This is a genomic window from Amycolatopsis sp. NPDC003865 (genome assembly GCF_053605345.1).
On the sequence record NZ_JBSGJA010000006.1, the window covers coordinates 236,466 to 252,900 of the forward strand.

Below are 16,435 nucleotides of genomic sequence, written 5' to 3' on the forward strand. Positions count from 1 at the left end.
CGCTTGCACAGGTAAGGGGTGCCTAACTTTCGGGGCATCCGACGACAAGGTGAGGAAGTGACGGCCACCGTGACCGCGTCTAGCAGCAGATTGTTCACCTCGGAGTCGGTGACCGAAGGGCACCCCGACAAGATTTGCGACGCCATCAGCGACTCGATCCTCGACGGCCTGCTGTCGAAGGACCCCCGTAGCCGCGTCGCGGTCGAAACCCTGATCACCACCGGCCAGGTGCACGTCGCCGGCGAGGTGACCACGGAGGCGTACGCCGACATCCCCACGATCGTCCGCGACGTCATCCTGAGGATCGGCTACGACTCCTCGGCCAAGGGCTTCGACGGCAACTCCTGCGGCGTCAACGTCGCGATCGGCTCCCAGTCGGCCGACATCGCCCAGGGCGTCGACACCGCCTACGAGTCGCGGGTCGAGTCCGACGAGGACGAGATCAACCGCCAAGGCGCCGGCGACCAGGGCCTGATGTTCGGCTACGCCTGCTCGGACACCCCCGAGCTGATGCCGCTGCCGATCGCGCTCGCGCACCGGCTGTCCAAGCGGCTGACCGCGGTCCGCAAGGACGGCGTGCTGCCGTACCTGCGCCCGGACGGCAAGACCCAGGTCACCATCGAGTACGCCGGCGACCAGCCGGTCCGCCTCGACACGGTCGTCGTGTCCTCGCAGCACGCCGACGGCATCGACCTCGACCGGATGCTCAGCGTCGACGTCAAGGAGCACGTCGTCGGCCCCGAGCTCGAGGGCCTGGGCATCGACACCTCGAACGCACGCCTGCTGGTCAACCCGACCGGCCGGTTCGTCATCGGCGGCCCGATGGGCGACGCGGGCCTGACCGGCCGCAAGATCATCGTCGACACCTACGGCGGCATGGCCCGCCACGGCGGCGGCGCGTTCTCGGGCAAGGACCCCTCCAAGGTCGACCGCTCCGCCGCGTACGCGATGCGCTGGGTGGCCAAGAACGTCGTCGCCGCGGGCCTGGCCCAGCGGACCGAGGTGCAGGTCGCGTACGCGATCGGCAAGGCGGCCCCGGTCGGCCTGTTCGTCGAGACGTTCGGCACCGAGACGGTCGACCCGTCGAAGATCCAGCAGGCCATCACCGAGGTCTTCGACCTCCGGCCGGCGGCGATCATCCGCGACCTCGACCTGCTGCGCCCGATCTACGCCCCGACGGCGGCCTACGGCCACTTCGGCCGGCCCGAGCTCGACCTGCCGTGGGAGAGCACGGCCCGCGCCGAGGCCCTCAAGGCCGCGGCCGGCGCCTGACGCACGATCCGGTGAAGGGCCACCCCGAGCACGCCTCGGGGTGGCCTTCCTGGCGTCGGGGCTGTCGGAGGGGTCTGGTAGAGATCGTGGCGTGAGTAGCTCCGAGCCCGCCGCTCTCTGGGACCTCCCGGAGAAACCGCCTTCGCCGAAGGCGGCCCCCTCGCGTGCCCGGAAACCGGCCAAGCCGGGAGCGAAGACCAAGGGCGCGCAGAACCCCGCGCCCGAGCGGCCGGTCGCGCGGATCGTCGTCGACATCCCCCTCGCCCACCTGGACCGCACCTTCGACTACCTCGTGCCGGAGAAGCTGCACGAGACCGCCGTACCCGGGTGCCGGGTGCGCGTCCGGTTCGCCGGCCAGCTCGTCGACGGCTACCTGATCGAGCGCGGCGAGACCAGCGACTACGGCAGCAAGCTGGCGTTCCTCGACCGCGTCACCTCGCCGGAACCGGTGCTGCCGCCGTCGCTGCACGCGGTCTGCCGGGCGGTCGCCGACCGCTACGGCGGCACGCTGTCCGACGTCCTGCGCCTGGCGATCCCGCCCCGGCACGCGAAGGCCGAAGGCGAACCGGCGTTGGCGCCCGCGGCGGCCCCGGACGCGCCCGGCACGACGGCCTGGGCGCGGTACCAGCGGGGCCCGGCGTTCCTGGAGGCGCTGGCGGAGGGCAAGCCCGCGAACGCCGTCTGGCAGGCCCTGCCGGGCGAAGACTGGCCGCGGCGGCTGGCCGAGGCGGCCGGGGTCGTGGCCGCGGCCGGCCGCGGCGCGGTGCTGGTGGTCCCCGACCACCGCGACCTGACCCGCGTCCACGAGGCGTGCGCGGCGGTCGTGGGGGAGGACGCCGTGGTGGCGCTGATCGCCGGCCTCGGGCCCGCCGAGCGCTACCGGCGCTGGCTGGCGGTGCTGCGCGGCGCGGTGCGCGTGGTGGTCGGCACGCGGGCGGCGATGTTCGCGCCGGTCCACGACCCGGGCCTGTTCGCCGTCTGGGACGACGGCGACGACCTGCACCTCGACCAGCACGCGCCGTACCCGCACGTCCGGGACGTGCTGATGGACCGCGCGCACGCGGCGAAGGCGTCCCTGCTGGTCGGCGGGTTCGCGCGGACGGCCGAGGCACAGCTGCTGGTCGAGTCGGGCTGGGCGGCGCCGGTGCTGGCCGACCGCACGGTGCTGCGGGCCGCGGCGCCCCGCGTGACACCGGTGGGTGAAGACTTCGACGTGGCCCGCGACGAAGCGGCACGGGTGGCGCGCCTGCCGGCGGTGGCGTTCGAAGCGGCGCGGCAGGCGTTCGCGGCGGGCCACCCGGCACTGGTCCAGGTCCCGCGGCGCGGGTACGTCCCGGGCCTGGCCTGCGGCAACTGCCGCACGCCGGCGCACTGCCGCCGCTGCGCGGGGCCGCTGGCACTGCCGGGCGGATCGGTGGACGGGCAGCCGAAGCCCCCGGCGTGCCGCTGGTGCGGCGTCCCCGAGACGGCGTTCCGCTGCACGGCGTGCGGCTCGGTGAGGTTGCGCGCGGTGATCGTGGGCGCGAAGCGGACGGCGGAAGAGCTGGGCCGCGCGTTCCCGGGCATCCCGGTCCGCACCTCGGGGGCGGCGGAGGTGCTGGCTTCGGTGCCGGGCAAGCCCGCGCTGGTGGTCTGCACACCGGGAGCGGAGCCGGTGGCCGAAGGCGGCTACGGCGCGGCGTTGCTGCTGGACGGCTGGGCGTTGCTGGGCCGCCAGGATTTGCGGGCGGGCGAGGAGACGCTGCGCCGCTGGATGGCGGCGGCGGCGCTGGTCCGCCCTTCGTCGTCGGGTGGGCGGGTCATCGTCGGGGCGGAGGCGGGACTGGCGGTGGTCCAGGCGCTGGTCCGCTGGGACCCGGCGTGGCACGCGGGCCAGGAGCTGGCGGAGCGCCGGGAGCTGGGTTTCCCCCCGGCGATGCGGATGGCGAGCGTGGAGGGAAGCCCGGACGCGGTGGCCGGGCTGCTGGCGGACCTGCCGTTGCCTTCGTCCGGGGAGGTGCTCGGCCCCGTGCCGCTGGGCGAGGTGGACGACGAGGGGAATGCGGAGCGGGAACGGGCGTTGGTCCGGGTTTCGCGCTCCGACGGAAAGGCGCTGTCGTCGGCGATCCACGCGGCGGCCGCCCGGCGGGACGCGAAGAAGGCCACCGAACCGATTCGCATCCAGCTGGACCCGCTGGACCTGATCTAGCGTCCTCGCCCGCGCGCGGAAGCCTTGGCGCGCGGGCGATTCCGCCGGATCAGCCGCCGAGCACCGTGCCCGGCAAGGATTCCAGCGCCGCCCGCGCGGATTCCTTGACCGGCAACGGAATCGCCGGGGTCGCCCCGCCGGCCGCGGCGGTCGTCAGGTCGATCACCTCGGCCGCGATCGCCTGGCGGCGGCCTTCGAAAGCCGGGTCGGTCAAGCCGGTCGGCCGGCCCAGTACCGGGGTGTGCAAGTGCCCGCCCGCCACCGAAGTCAGGCCCAGTCCCAGCCGGACCCGGTTCACGCGGAACATCGATTCGTTCGACAGATAATCTCCGCCACCCCCCGAAGCCGCGATCTCGCCCGGCAGCGGGGCGTCCGACCGGCACGCCGGCGTCCCCACGCCCGGTTGCGCGGGCCACACGCAGAAAGCCTGGTTGAAGTTGACCGGGTACGCGCCGGTCACCGTCAGCATCCGCGCGTACGGCAGCGTCGTTTCGATGAACTGGACGTCCGGCTGCGGCCAGCCCGCGGCCGGCGGGACCCCGCCGGTCACGGAAACGTTGTTGTTGTCCGGAAAACCGCCGCGCCAGGCGCCGGCCCAGCGTTCGACGTCGAAGCGGCCCGGCCGGCCCTGGCTGATGGTCATGACCACGTCCGGCCGCCGGGCGCGGTCGCGCAATGCCGTACCGTAGGCCGCTTCCACGATCCCTTCGTCGAAGTAGCCCCACACGACCGGAAAGCTCACGGCCTGCACGACGGCCGGTCCGGCCGGCGTGTCGAGGACGCGCCCGTCCAGCTGCAGCGCCGAGGCGCCCGCCGGGTTCGAGATGGTGATGCCGGCGCCGTCGAGCTGGAACGGGTCGAAGCCGCTCACCAGCACGCGCCGCGTCTTCCCGAGCGGAAACCGGACGTCGTCGAGGCCGCGCGAGCCGCGGTCGAACGCGGTCAGCATCGCGTTCCGCCGGGAGGGGAACGACTTCAGCTGCCGGATGGCGCTGCTGAGCTGCAGCCGCGCCCAGTAGAGCGGCCGGTCGTCGAACCGGTCGAGCGTCCCGAGATCCGGCCGCCGGCCCTGCGCCCGATCGACGGCCGTCCGCCACAGCAGCGCACCAGCTTGGGTGGCAACACGTTCGGCCCGCCTGGGTGTCCGTGCCCCGCAGAGGTCACGCTCGACGTCGGCGACGAGCGGGTCGAGCCCGGCCAGCCGCACGAGCTCGGGCCCGACGGCGGCCCCACCGGAGGGCAGGGTCGCGGTCAGGCGCTGTTCTTCGACGGTGAGCGGGACGGTCGGGTCGAAGCAGCCGGGGGCGGCGACGGCAACGGTGGGAAAGGCGACGAGCGGAAGGGCGGCGAGCAGGGGGAGCAGGGCGGACAGGCGCACGGGTTTCCCTCCACGGCGTGGGTGACGCGATCGAGTCTTCCGCCGACCGCGCCACCCGCATAACCCGCGTTCGTCGGGAAGATCAGCCGGTCGCCAGCACCTTCAGCCGCGAGATGTCCGCGCTGAACTGGTCCTGGTCGATCGGCGAAGAGCTGTACTGCCAGAACGTGTAGAAGCCCCAGTTGTACGGCAGAGTCCCCGCCGATGACGCGTACCGCGCCACCCACAGCGGGTTCGTCGAGCTGAAGTCGCCCGTGTTGCCCGTGCACTGGCTCCACCAGCTCGTCGCCGTGTAGATCACCGGCCAGCGGGTCGTCTTCGCGTGGTACTCGTCGCTGAACGCCTTGATCCACGCCACCATCTGGGACGGCGTCTTGCCGTAGCACGCGTTGTTCGGGCCCCACTCGATGTCGAGCGTGCCCGGGAGCGTCTTGCCGTCCTTCGACCAGCCGCCGCCGTGGGCGACGAAGTAGTCCGCCTGGGCCGCGCCGCCCGAGGTGTCCGGGCGGCCGTAGTGGTATGCGCCGCGGATCATGCCCACGTTGTACGACCCGGTGTACTGCTGGCTGAAGTACGCGTTTTGGTAACTGGTGCCCTCGGTCGCCTTGACGTAGGCGAACTTCTTGCCCGCGCTCCAGTACGACGCCCAGTTGACGTTGCCCTGGTAGGAGCTGACGTCGATGCCGGGGACGCTCGCGTCCACCGACGCCGGTGCCAGGCCCGCGGGCGCGACCCCGTCGTGGGCGCGGATCGCCGCGCCCATCTCGTGGTTGTCCGACGCGTCCGAGCCCGGCGCCGCCGAGGCGCCGGGGGCCGTCACGGCCAGCAGGGAGGCCGAGACAGCGACAGCGGCGCCGAGCAGGCGGCGCCACCTCCGTGGTGCGGTCATCTTCGGTTGTTCCTTTCGGTTGCCCTCGCGATGCGCGGTGTGCAGGCCGCGCCGCATGATTCTGTTACAGCAAGCACCACAACGTCACTGCTCCATGTGAAGCAATTTCGAAGTCTGGGGAAATTCGTGAAATCTTGGCAAACCGGGCGAATCGGCCCGATCCGCGCCCTTTGGCGTCTTGAAGGCGCTTGATCCGAGGGGCAGACTCGCCCGCATGCCCGCGCACTGGAGCCGAACCACGCTCGTCCTGGCCGCTGCCGCCGCGCTCACCGCCGGCGTGGCCGCGCCCGCCGTCGCCGCCACCCCGACGCCGAAGTCCCCCGTCGCGGTCGGGTTCGGGGGCGCCGTGGCCAGCATCGACGCCGACGCCACCGCCATCGGCACCCAGGTCCTGCGCGACGGCGGGAACGCCGTCGACGCGGCCGTCGCGGTCGCCGCCGCCCTCGGCGTCACCGACCCGTTCTCCGCCGGCGTCGGCGGGGGCGGGTTCTTCGTCTACTACGACGCGAAGACCCACCGCGTCCACACGCTCGACGGCCGGGAGACCGCGCCGAAGACCGCCGACGCGAACCTCTTCGTCGAGAACGGCCAGCCGCTGCCGTTCGCCGACGCCGTCACCAGCGGGCTCGGCGTCGGCGTGCCCGGCACACCCGCGACGTGGTCGGAGGCGCTGCGCAAGTGGGGGACGCGCTCGCTGGCGAAGTCCCTGAAGCCCGCGGAAGAGCTGGCGCGCAAGGGTTTCGTCGTCGACCCGACGTTCCAGACGCAGGTCGCGAACAACGCCGCGCGGTTCGCCGCGTTCCCCTCGACGCGGTCGCTGTACCTGCCCGGCGGTGCCCCGTCGGTGCCCGGGACCGTCTTCCGCAACGCCGACCTCGCGGACACCTACGCGCAGCTCGAGCACCAGGGCGTCGGCGCGCTCTACCACGGCCCGATCGGGGCCGACATCGCGAAGACCGTCCAGCAGCCGCCGAAGGACCCGGCCTCGACGCTGAACGTGCGCCCCGGCAAGCTGAGCACCGCGGACCTCGCCGCCTACCGGGCCATCGAACGCGACCCGACCCACGCGCGCTACGAAGGCCTCGACGTCTACGGCATGCCGGCGCCGTCCTCGGGCGGGCTCACCGTCGGCGAGGCGCTCAACATCCTCGAGAACTTCGACCTGAAGCACGCGAGCAAGGCCGACTACCTGCAGTACTTCCTGGAGTCGACGCGGTTCGCGTTCGCCGACCGCAACCGCTGGATCGGCGACCCGGCGGTCGTCGACGTCCCGGCGCGCGAACTGCTGAGCCAGCGTTTCGCCGACTCACGGGCGTGCCTGATCTCGAAGGACAAGGCGGCGACCAGCCCGGTCGCGCCGGCCGACCCGAAGCACCCCACGCCGTGCGCGGCGGGCACCACGGCCGCGCCGACGCCGTACGAGGGCGAGAACACCACGCACCTGACGGTCGCCGACAAGTGGGGCAACGTCGTCGCCTACACGCTGACCATCGAGCAGGAGGGCGGCAGCGGGATCGTCGTGCCGGGCCGCGGGTTCCTGCTCAACAACGAGCTGACCGACTTCTCGTTCACGCCGGTGACGCCGGGCGTGCCCGACCCGAACCTGCCCGGCCCCGGCAAGCGGCCGCGCTCGTCGATGGCACCGACGATCGTGCTGGACCACGGCCGCCCGTTCTTCGCGACCGGCTCGCCCGGCGGCGCGTCGATCATCACGACGGTGCTGCAGGTGATCCTCGGCCGCCTCGACCGCGGGCTGTCCCTGGAGGACGCGATCGCGGCGCCGCGGGCGTCGCAGCGGAACTCGGCGGCCGCCCAGGTCGAGCAGGCGTTCCTGGACCAGCCGGAGACGGCGGACCTGAAGGCGCGGGGCCAGGGCTTCTCGACGGCGCCGGCGGAGATCGGCGCGGCGACGGGCGTGGAGCGCCTGCGCGACGGCCGCTGGCTGGCGGCGGCGGAACCGGTCCGGCGTGGCCAGGGCGCGGCTCAGGTGGTGTGGCCGGCGGGCTGGTAGGTCAGGGCTCCAGCGCCCAGCGGACGTACGGCGTCTTCGGGACGAAACCGGCCTTCTCGAACACCCCGGAGGCGCCGGACGGGCTCGCCGAGTCCACGACCAGGCTCGCCTGGTGGTAGCCCTGCTCCGCCGCGGCACGCAGCGCGTGCTTCAGCAACGCGGTGGCGACCCCGCGTTTCCGGTGTTCCGGAAGCGTCCCGACGATCATGAAGTGCGCGTCGCGGACTCCGGTGGCCGCGGTGTCGGCGTCCCAGGACATCGTCACCAGCAGGCCCACCGGAACCCCGGCCGCGTCCCGGTGCAGGAAGCTGACCGCGGGCCGGAACGTCTGGTTGACGATCTTGTTCCGCCACTGGTCCGCGGGCATCGGCGCCGCGCCCCAGTAGTCCGCGAAGGCCGCGTTCCGGACCCGTCGGAAGTCCTCGCCGGTCGCCTCGGTCCACGGCTCGATCCGCGCGTCCACCGGCGACACGTCCCCGAGCGGGTGCTCCATGCGCCGGAAGTACCGGACCGGCTCGAAGCCCGTCGACCGCATCAGCTCGGCGAGGCCGGCGATGTGCGCGGGCCGGTGGACGTCCACCGCGAGCCGCAGGCCCGGGTGGTGCAGCTCGTGCAGCACCTTCGCCGCGGCCACCCCGGCCTCGACGAGCCGGGTGCCGAGGCCCCGGCGGCGGTGCGCCGGGTGCACCCCGCCGTCCAGGAAGACCCGGTGCACCTCGTCGGCGGACGGCTTGAAGCGGATCTTCACGTAGCCGATCATCGTGTCGCCGTCGAAGGCCGCGAGGCTGCCGCGCGCCAGGTCCGCGTACGGATCGACCAGCTCCTGGCGGGTGTCCTCGGCCGTGTAGTGCTCGCCGATGCCGTCGACCACCTCCATGGCGTTGAGCAGGTCGGCCGAGGCCTGGGCGTCCTCGATCGTGAGGGGCCGCCACGTCGGGGTGGGCATGCCGGCGACGCTAACCGGACTCCCGCGGGCTGTCGCCCGGGTTTTTCCGGCGGGCGCGGGCGCGCCGCGATCACGGGGGCCTTCTAGACTCGGGCGCGATGTTCCAGCCACCTGAACCCTCCCCACCGGGGGTGGGCCGATGAAGCTCGTCTTCGCCGGCACCCCCGAGCCGGCCGTCCCGGCGCTGCGCGCGCTGCTCGACTCCGGCCGCCACGAGGTCGCCGCCGTCGTCACCCGCCCGGACGCGCAGGCCGGCCGCGGCCGCCGCGTCGTCCGCTCCCCGGTCGGCGCGCTCGCCGACTCCCGCGGCATCGAGGTCCTGACGCCCGCGCGGGCGAGCGACCCGGCCTTCCTCGCGCGGCTGACCGAGCTGGCGCCGGACGCCTGCCCGGTCGTCGCCTACGGTGCGTTGCTGCCGCAGGCCGCCCTCGACATCCCGCGCCTCGGCTGGGTGAACCTGCACTTCTCGCTGCTGCCCGCGTGGCGCGGCGCGGCGCCGGTGCAGGCCGCGATCCGCGCCGGGGACGAGATCACCGGTGCCTCGACGTTCCGGATCGTCAAGGAGCTGGACGCGGGCCCGGTCTACGGTGTCGTCACCGAGGCGATCGGCGCGACCGACACCGCCGGCGGCCTGCTCGGGCGGCTCGCGGAGTCCGGGGCCAAGCTCCTGCTGTCCACCATGGACGGTCTGGCCGACGGCAGCCTGGTCGCCCGCGACCAGCCCGCCGAGGGCACCAGCTACGCGCCGAAGGTGACGGTCGAGGACGCGCGGGTGTCCTTCGCCGACCCGGCCTCGGCGGTCGACCGGCAGATCCGGTCGGTCACCCCGGAACCGGGCGCGTGGGCGGAGTTCCGCGGGGAACGGCTGAAGCTCGGCCCGGTCACGGTGCTCGACGAACCCGGCCCGCCGCCGGGCGAGATCGTGGTCGAACGCAAGCGGGTGCTGGTCGGGACGGCGACGAAGCCGTTGCGGCTCGGCGAGGTCCAGGCACCCGGCAAGAAACGGATGGCGGCCACCGACTGGGCTCGCGGATCACGCATCGAGCAGGGAGAACGCCTCCGGTGAACGACCACAGGGAACGACGTCCGTCACGGCCGCAGCGGGGGCGCCCCGCGCCGCGCAAGGAAGGGCCGCGCCGCCCGCCGGAGGTGGACGCGCCGCGGCAGGCCGCGTTCGACGTCCTCGCCGCCGTGCGCACGAAGGACGCCTACGCCAACCTCGTCCTGCCCGACCTGCTGCGCGAGCGGCGGATCACCGGCCGCGACGCGGCACTGGCCACCGAACTCGCCTATGGCGCATCGCGGGCGCAGGGCCTGCTCGACGCCGTCATCGCCGCCTGCGCCGAGCGCCCGCTCTCGCAGACCGACCCGGCGGTGCTCGACGCGCTGCGCCTCGGCGCCTACCAGCTGCTGCGCACGCGCATCCCGGAGCACGCCGCGGTGACGTCCACTGTGGACCTCGTGCGGGCCGAGGCTGGTTCGTGGGCAACGGGTTTCGCGAACGCCATCATGCGCAAGGTGTCCGAAAAGGACGAAGCCGCCTGGCTGGACGAGCTCGCGCCGGACGAGGCCACCGACCCGATCGGCGCCTACGCGCTGCGCACCGCGCACCCGCGCTGGGTCGCCCGGTCGTTCGCCGAGGCGCTGGGGGACAAGGGCGCGGGGCTCAAGGCCGCGCTCGAAGCCGACGACGCCCGGCCCGAGGTGCACCTGGTCGCCCGGCCCGGCGAGATCAGCGCCGACGAGCTGGCCGCGATCACCGGCGGCGACCCGGCGCCGTACTCGCCCTACGGCGTGCGCCTGCCCGCGGGCGCCGGCGACCCGGCCGACGTCGAGCCGGTCCGCGAGCGGCTGGCCGCCGTCCAGGACGAGGGCAGCCAGCTGTGCGCGATCGCCGCGACGAAGGCGCCGGTCGAAGGCTCCGACGAGCGCTGGCTCGACCTGTGTGCCGGTCCTGGTGGCAAGGCCGCGCTGCTGGGCGCGCTGGCGGCGGTGAGCGGCGCGACCGTGGACGCCGTCGAGAAGGCGCCGCACCGCGCGAAGCTCGTCGAGAAGGCCACGAGCGGCCTGCCGGTGAAGGTGCACGTCGCCGACGGCCGGGAGTCCGGGCTGGAGCCGGGCTACGACCGGATCCTGGTCGACGCGCCGTGCAGCGGGCTCGGCGCCTTGCGGCGGCGGCCGGAGGCCCGCTGGCGCCGCAAGCCCTCGGACGTCGCGGACCTGACCAAGCTGCAGGGCGAACTGATCACGGCGGCCTACGAGCTGCTGCGGCCGGGCGGCGCGCTGACCTACGTCGTCTGCTCGCCGCACCTGGCCGAGACCGAGGGCGTGATCGGGGAGACGGCGCGGCGGCTGAAGGCCGAGGTGCTGGACGCGCGCGAGCTGTTCCCGGGTGTGCCGGAGCTGGGCGACGGGCCGTACGTGCAGCTGTGGCCGCACCGCCACGGCACCGACGCGATGTTCTGCGCCGTGCTGCGCAAGCCGTGAGGGACCTCGGGCTGGTCGCCGGCTCGTGCGGCGGGCTGGACACCCGGTTCGCCGCCGAGCTGGTCCGGCCCGCGGCCGAGCGCGGCTGGCGCCCGGCGATCACGCTGACGCCGACGGCCCACCGCTGGCTGGAGTCGACGGGCGGCCTCGCGGAGGTTGCTTCGTCGACCGACTTGCCGGTGCGCAGCGTCTCGCGCCTGCCGGGGGAGCCGCGGCCGCACCCGGACCCGGACGTGTTCCTGTTCGCCCCGGCCTCGGCCAATTCGGTGGCCAAGCTGGCGCTGGGGATCGCGGACAACCAGGCGCTGACGGTGCTGGGCGACGTGCTGGGCGCGCCGGGGATCACGATCGTGGTGGCGTACCAGATCCAGGACACCCGGGTGCACCACCCGGCGTGGCAGCGCCACCTCGACACCCTCGCGGGCGCCGGGGTGACGCTGCACCGGCTCGACATCGGGCGCCCGTGGACGGAAGCCCTCGACCTGCTGCCCTGAGGCCGGCCGCGGGGGCGCCCCCCGTTTTCCACGCTACCGGGTGGCACCGACAGTTCCGGGCCGCGAGCGGCGCACGCTGCCGACGGCGCCGCTCGCGAACGGTGCACTCCGGCCGCGGGCTACGAGCACACCGCCGCGTCCACCGCCGCCAGGAGGTGCGTGTTCGTCTCCGCCGGCGTCGGGTTCTCGTTCAGCACCACCGTCACCCGGCGACCGCCCGGCCCCACGCCCGCCAGGTTCGTGAAGCCGATGATCCCGCCTTCGTGCCCCCAGAACTCGCCGCACGACACCGGGATGCTCCCGATGCCCAGTCCGTACCGGGCCCCCGGCACGCCCAGGTCGGCCGGGACCGTCCGCCGCATTTCGGCCAGCTCCGCCGGGCGCAGCAGACGCCCGCCCAGCAGCGCGCCGTAGAACCGGTCGAGGTCGGCCGGGGTCGAGACGAGCCCGCCCGCCGCCCCCGCGATCGTCGCGTCGAAGTCGCTGAAGTCGACCAGGCGCCCGCCGATCGGCGCGTAGCCCACCGCGTGCGGGTCCGGCAGCTCCTCGTCGCCGCGACGCGGCAGGTACGTGTCGCGCAGGCCGAGCGGGCGGGTGATCCGGCGCGCGATCTCCTCGTCCAGCGCCCGCCCGGTCACTTTCGCGGCGATCATCCCCGCGACGACGTAGTTGGTGTTGGAGTACGACCAGCTCGTCCCGGGCGGGAACAGCGCGGGGTGCTTCAGCGCCATCGCCACCAGCTCGGCCGGCTCGGCGCCGCGGTGCCGCAGGGCTTCCGGGTCCGACAGGTCGAGGTCGTCGGTGTAGTTGTAGAGCCCGCTCGTGTGCTGCAGCAGCTGCCGGACGGTGATCCGCCGGTCCGGGAGCAGCCCTGGCAGGTATCGCTCGACCGGCGCGTCCAGATTCACCCGGCCCTCGCCCACGAGCTGCAGCACCACCGTCGCCACGAACGTCTTGGTCACGCTGCCCGCGCGGAAGGAACCGTTGCGCGGGAACGGTTTCCCGGTCGCGACGTCGCCGGTGCCGCTGCGCGTGACCCGCGTCCGGGGCCCGTCCTGGACCACCGCCTCGGCGCCCGGCACGCCGTCCTGGGCGGTGAGCACGTCCAAGCGAGCCTGCACCGAGCCGGTCGCGAACGCCGGTGCCGCGGTGGTGACGGCGAGCAAGGCGACGAGCGTTCCGGCGGTGGCGATCCGCACTGGCTTCCGCATGAGAAAACCCCCTGGTGTCTCGGTCTTCCCCACGCTAGGGAGCCGCGACGCCAGGGGGGCATGGGGCAGGCCGCCGGACCGGGCCGGGGGCCTGCCCCACCACTCAGCGCAGCTTCAGGGCCCGCTTCAGGGTCCCGAAGAGGTCGGTCTGGTTGGTCAGCCCGACGATGTTGGCGGCCTGCGGGCCGAGGCCCGCGATGCGCACCTGGGTGCCGGTGTGCGACTGCGAGCCGCCGGTCTCCGCCGTGCCGTAGGCCAGGGTCATGTTCGCGCCCTCGTTGGTGACGAGCGTCGCGGTCAGGCCCGGGGTGGCCGTCGGCTCGACGATCTGGCTGCTGTGGCCGTGGTCGGCCGTCACCAGGACCAGGGTGTCCGGGTGGCTGCGGGCGAACGCCGTGCCGGCCGCGATCGCCGCGTCGAAGTCGACCGTCTCGCCGATCTGGCCGCACGGGTCGGCCGCGTGGTCCTGCTTGTCGATGCTCGCGCCCTCGACCTGCAGGAAGAAGCCCTTGTCGCTGCGGCGGTCGTCGAGCAGCTCCAGTGCCTTGCGGGTCTGGTCGGCCAGCTTCGGCTGGGTCGCGGGCAGCTTCGGGTTCGGGGTGCAGCGGGCCGGCGCGGTGCCGCCGTGGACGGCCGCCGGGCCGGTCCAGTTGACCGGCATGTTGCCGTCGGCGAACAGGCCGAGGACCGGCTTGCCCTTCTTGACCGCGGCCAGGTCCGCCGCGGTGTTGACGACGGTGTAGCCGGCCGCCTTGGCCTGCTCCAGCACGGGCTTGCCCTTGAACTTACCCGCGGTCACCGGCTGGTTGAAGTACTTAGCGCCGCCGCCCAGCAGGACGTCGGGACGGGTCTGCACCAGCTGCTCGGCGATCGAGCCGAGGCCGCCGTTCTCCTTGGCGTTCTTCGCGCACTTCGCGGTCGTCTCGACCGGGCCCTTGCAGTCGCGGTTGACGACGTGCGAGCCGAGCACGGCCGGGGTCGCGTCCTGGACCTCGGCGGTGGTCACGTCGCCGGTGCGCAGGCCGTTGCGCTTGGCGATCTCCAGGATCGTCGGGACGTCGTTGCCGTACGCGTCGACGGAGATGGCGCCGTTGTAGGTCTTGGTGCCGGTGGCCCAGCCGGTGCCGGACGCGGCCGAGTCGGTCACGTAGTCCGGCTTGGCCGGGTTGTTCTGCTCGACCGCGTACGTCGTGTAGTCGCCGGTCAGCGGCAGCTCGTCCATGGCGAGCCGGCCCGCGGCGCCGCGCTCGTAGTTGCGGGCGGCGGTGATCTCCGACTGGCCCATGCCGTCGCCGATGAACAGGATCACGTTGCGGGCGTACCCGCCCTGGACCGCGGCGCGGACGTCGTTCGTGCGGTCACCGGTGCCGGCAGACGAACGCGCGTCGGCGTTGTCGGAGCCGCTGGTGGCGAGGGCGACCGGGGCGGCGGCGACCAGCGCGGCGCCGAGCGCGCCCGCGACCAGCCACCGGCGGCGGCCGGCGAACAGCGAAGCCATGTTTCTCCTCTTCGGGGGACTTCGGGGATTACGGCCCGGATTTCGGACACGGGCTATTAGTCCTCCCGCATGTGTGGTGCGAAGAGATGGGAGGTGACGGCCGCGTGGCCGCTGATCGAACTCATGGCTGCGCGCGGGTGACCGGGAGCACGTTGGTTATTGACCGGCGAGATGACCCGGCCGCACGACGCCGGATTCGTAGGCGATGACGACGGCGTGACTGCGGCCGGTCGCGCCGAGCTTGCCGAAGATGTTGCCCACGTGGGTCTTCACCGTCTCCAGACTGATCACCAGCTCGGCGGCGATGTCCTGGTTGGACAGTCCGCGGGCGACCAGCCGGAGCACCTCGGTCTCGCGCCGGGTGAGCGCTTTCGCGGCCCGCGCGTACCGGCCGCCCGGTGGCCGGGCGGTCACCAGCCGCCGGATCGCCTCGGGGAACAGCAGCGACTCCCCGGTGGCGACGGTCCGGACCGCGTGCGCGATCTCCTCCTTGCGCGCCCGCTTCAGCAGGAACCCGCTCGCGCCGGCCAGCAGTGCCTCGTGCACGTAGTCGTCGTTGTCGAACGTCGTCACGACGAGGACCTTCGGTGGCTCGGCGAGTTCGGCGAGCAGCAGCCGGGTGGCCTCGATGCCGTCGGTGCCGGGCATCCGGACGTCCATCAGCACGACGTCCGGCCGGGTGCGGCGCACCGCGGGCAGCACGTCGGCGCCGTCGGCCGCTTCGCCGACCACGGGGATGCCCTGCTGCTCCAGCAGCGCCCGCAGGCCGGTGCGGACCAGGGGCTCGTCGTCGGCCAGGAGCACGCTGGGGTTCACGCGCCCGCCCGCAGCGGGATCGTCGCGGACAGCCGCCACCGCTGTCCGTCCGGGCCCGCGTCGAGCTCGCCGCGCAGGGCTTCGACGCGCTCGGCGAGCCCGGCCAGCCCGCGCCGCCCCGGCCGCGGCTGTCCGCCGGGCAGGGCGTTGACGACCGCGATCGCCAGGTGCTCGGCTCCGGCCTCGACACGGACCTCGACCGCGCCCGGACCGGCGTGGCGCAGCGCGTTCGTCAGGCCCTCCTGGACGATCCGGTAGCCCTCGCGCGACACCGCGGCGGGCAGCGCGGCGACCGGCCCGGTGACGGTCAGCCGGAGGTCGAGCCCGGCCTCGCGGGCACGCACGGCGAGGACGTCGACCTCGGTGAGCGTGCGGGTCGGCTCCTTCGCCGCGGGTTCTTCGCGCAGCAGCCCGAGAACGTGGTCGAGGTCCTCGAGGGCGGTTCGAGACGCTTCTTCGATCGTGCCGAGCGCGCGCCGCACCTGGGCCGGGTCGGCCTCGACCAGCTCCGCCGCCGCGGCCGCCTGGATGGTCGACGTCGTCAGCGTGTGCCCGATCGAGTCGTGCAGCTCGCGGGCCAGCCGGTTGCGCTGGGCCAGGACGGCCGCGCGGCGTTCGGCGAGCGCCGCGCGCTCGCTGTCCGACGGTCCCAGCAGCGCTTCCGCCCCGGTGCGGAACGCGCGGGTGGCGCCGGCGACCAGCACGAGCGCGCCGAAGAGCAGGACCAGGCCGAACGGGACCGTCCAGCCGCCGAGCGGCACGTCGTCCCAGAACAGGCTGATCCGGTCCTGCCCGCCGGCCAGCCACACCGCCGGGACGAGCAGGCCGAGCCCGAGGAACGCGAGCACGGTGAGCAGCACGCCGCTGAGCAGCGTGTGCAGGGCGAGCCACAGACCCGACCGCAGCCGCGTGCCGGCGTCGGGGCGCCCGGCCGGGGCCGGGACGGCGGTCCCGAGCAGGAGGTTCGCCAGCCCGATACCGGCGCGCCGCACCGGTCCCAGCAGGCCCAGCAGGCCCGTGAGTACCGCGATGGCGACCAGGGCGAGCAGGGCCCGCACCCGCGAGTCGGCTTCGACCGACACCGCCGCGGCGAACGCGAACGGGGACACCGGCACCATCAGGAGGGCACCCGCGACGGCGAATGGGAGGCCGCGGTAGCTGCCGAGCCGCGCCAGGGAACCGAAGAATCCGGACATGCGGCGAGCGTAGGGCGGCCGCTGTGGCCACCGCCTCCCTCCGCGGAGC

Annotated in this window: 13 protein-coding genes; 6 read left to right on the forward strand and 7 right to left on the reverse strand. The window is 73.9% G+C overall.

All coding sequences use genetic code 11. The annotated features are described in order from the left end of the window. Positions 1–69 precede the first annotated feature (69 nt). Together metK and ACWEVP_RS17170 are read left to right on the forward strand one after the other, a co-directional pair. A complete protein-coding gene (gene metK, locus ACWEVP_RS17165) occupies positions 70–1,272 on the forward strand; it encodes a methionine adenosyltransferase (protein WP_452063648.1) in 1,203 nt (400 codons plus the stop codon). Between the two features lie 91 nt (positions 1,273–1,363). Next, a complete protein-coding gene (locus ACWEVP_RS17170; protein ID WP_452063497.1) occupies positions 1,364–3,460 on the forward strand; it encodes a primosomal protein N' in 2,097 nt (698 codons plus the stop codon). A 49-nt stretch (positions 3,461–3,509) separates the two neighbouring features. Here the strand turns inward: ACWEVP_RS17170 and ACWEVP_RS17175 are convergent, their stop codons facing one another. Both ACWEVP_RS17175 and ACWEVP_RS17180 read right to left on the reverse strand, forming a co-directional pair. Further along, positions 3,510–4,838, reverse strand: a complete 1,329-nt coding sequence (locus ACWEVP_RS17175) for a hypothetical protein (RefSeq protein WP_452063498.1) — start codon at positions 4,836–4,838, stop codon at positions 3,510–3,512. Positions 4,839–4,920: 82 nt separating this feature from the next. Then, positions 4,921–5,727: a lysozyme gene (locus tag ACWEVP_RS17180; RefSeq protein ID WP_452063499.1), complete on the reverse strand. Its 807-nt coding sequence runs from the start codon at positions 5,725–5,727 to the stop codon at positions 4,921–4,923. A 214-nt stretch (positions 5,728–5,941) separates the two neighbouring features. On the opposite strand from ACWEVP_RS17180, the gene ggt reads away from it, so the two are divergent. After that, positions 5,942–7,738, forward strand: coding sequence for a gamma-glutamyltransferase (gene ggt, locus ACWEVP_RS17185; RefSeq protein ID WP_452063500.1), 1,797 nt, complete (start codon positions 5,942–5,944; stop codon positions 7,736–7,738). A 1-nt stretch (position 7,739) separates the two neighbouring features. Here ggt and ACWEVP_RS17190 read toward each other — a convergent pair whose 3' ends face one another. After that, a complete protein-coding gene (locus ACWEVP_RS17190; RefSeq protein WP_452063501.1) occupies positions 7,740–8,684 on the reverse strand; it encodes a GNAT family N-acetyltransferase in 945 nt (314 codons plus the stop codon). A 139-nt stretch (positions 8,685–8,823) separates the two neighbouring features. On the opposite strand from ACWEVP_RS17190, the gene fmt reads away from it, so the two are divergent. The 3 genes from fmt to ACWEVP_RS17205 are packed head-to-tail and all read left to right on the forward strand — an operon-like array spanning position 8,824 to position 11,665. Continuing rightward, positions 8,824–9,750, forward strand: a complete 927-nt coding sequence (gene fmt / locus ACWEVP_RS17195; RefSeq protein WP_452063502.1) for a methionyl-tRNA formyltransferase — start codon at positions 8,824–8,826, stop codon at positions 9,748–9,750. Next, positions 9,747–11,171, forward strand: a complete 1,425-nt coding sequence (locus ACWEVP_RS17200; RefSeq protein ID WP_452063503.1) for an RsmB/NOP family class I SAM-dependent RNA methyltransferase — start codon at positions 9,747–9,749, stop codon at positions 11,169–11,171. The genes fmt and ACWEVP_RS17200 overlap by 4 nt, the downstream gene beginning before the upstream one ends. Beyond that, a complete protein-coding gene (locus tag ACWEVP_RS17205; RefSeq protein WP_452063504.1) occupies positions 11,168–11,665 on the forward strand; it encodes a flavoprotein in 498 nt (165 codons plus the stop codon). Before ACWEVP_RS17200 ends, ACWEVP_RS17205 begins: the two co-directional genes overlap by 4 nt. 119 nt (positions 11,666–11,784) lie before the next feature. Here ACWEVP_RS17205 and ACWEVP_RS17210 read toward each other — a convergent pair whose 3' ends face one another. The 4 genes from ACWEVP_RS17210 to ACWEVP_RS17225 form a co-directional block, all read right to left on the reverse strand. Beyond that, positions 11,785–12,876, reverse strand: a complete 1,092-nt coding sequence (locus ACWEVP_RS17210; RefSeq protein WP_452063505.1) for a serine hydrolase domain-containing protein — start codon at positions 12,874–12,876, stop codon at positions 11,785–11,787. A gap of 103 nt (positions 12,877–12,979) precedes the next feature. After that, positions 12,980–14,374, reverse strand: coding sequence for an alkaline phosphatase (gene phoA / locus ACWEVP_RS17215; protein ID WP_452063506.1), 1,395 nt, complete (start codon positions 14,372–14,374; stop codon positions 12,980–12,982). Between the two features lie 156 nt (positions 14,375–14,530). Further along, entirely contained in the window at positions 14,531–15,190 is a 660-nt protein-coding gene (locus ACWEVP_RS17220; RefSeq protein WP_452063507.1) for a response regulator transcription factor, read from the reverse strand. Then, entirely contained in the window at positions 15,187–16,386 is a 1,200-nt protein-coding gene (locus ACWEVP_RS17225; RefSeq protein WP_452063508.1) for a sensor histidine kinase, read from the reverse strand. The genes ACWEVP_RS17220 and ACWEVP_RS17225 overlap by 4 nt, the downstream gene beginning before the upstream one ends. Positions 16,387–16,435: the final 49 nt, after the last annotated feature.

Coding starts and splice junctions, on each gene's coding strand:
- ggt (WP_452063500.1), top strand. CDS start 5,942: ATGCCCGCGCACTGGAGCCGAACCACGCTCGTCCTGGCCGCTGCCGCC.
- ACWEVP_RS17190 (WP_452063501.1), bottom strand. CDS start 8,684: ATGCCCACCCCGACGTGGCGGCCCCTCACGATCGAGGACGCCCAGGCC.
- ACWEVP_RS17210 (WP_452063505.1), bottom strand. CDS start 12,876: ATGCGGAAGCCAGTGCGGATCGCCACCGCCGGAACGCTCGTCGCCTTG.
- phoA (WP_452063506.1), bottom strand. CDS start 14,374: ATGGCTTCGCTGTTCGCCGGCCGCCGCCGGTGGCTGGTCGCGGGCGCG.
- ACWEVP_RS17180 (WP_452063499.1), bottom strand. CDS start 5,727: ATGACCGCACCACGGAGGTGGCGCCGCCTGCTCGGCGCCGCTGTCGCT.
- ACWEVP_RS17225 (WP_452063508.1), bottom strand. CDS start 16,386: ATGTCCGGATTCTTCGGTTCCCTGGCGCGGCTCGGCAGCTACCGCGGC.
- fmt (WP_452063502.1), top strand. CDS start 8,824: ATGAAGCTCGTCTTCGCCGGCACCCCCGAGCCGGCCGTCCCGGCGCTG.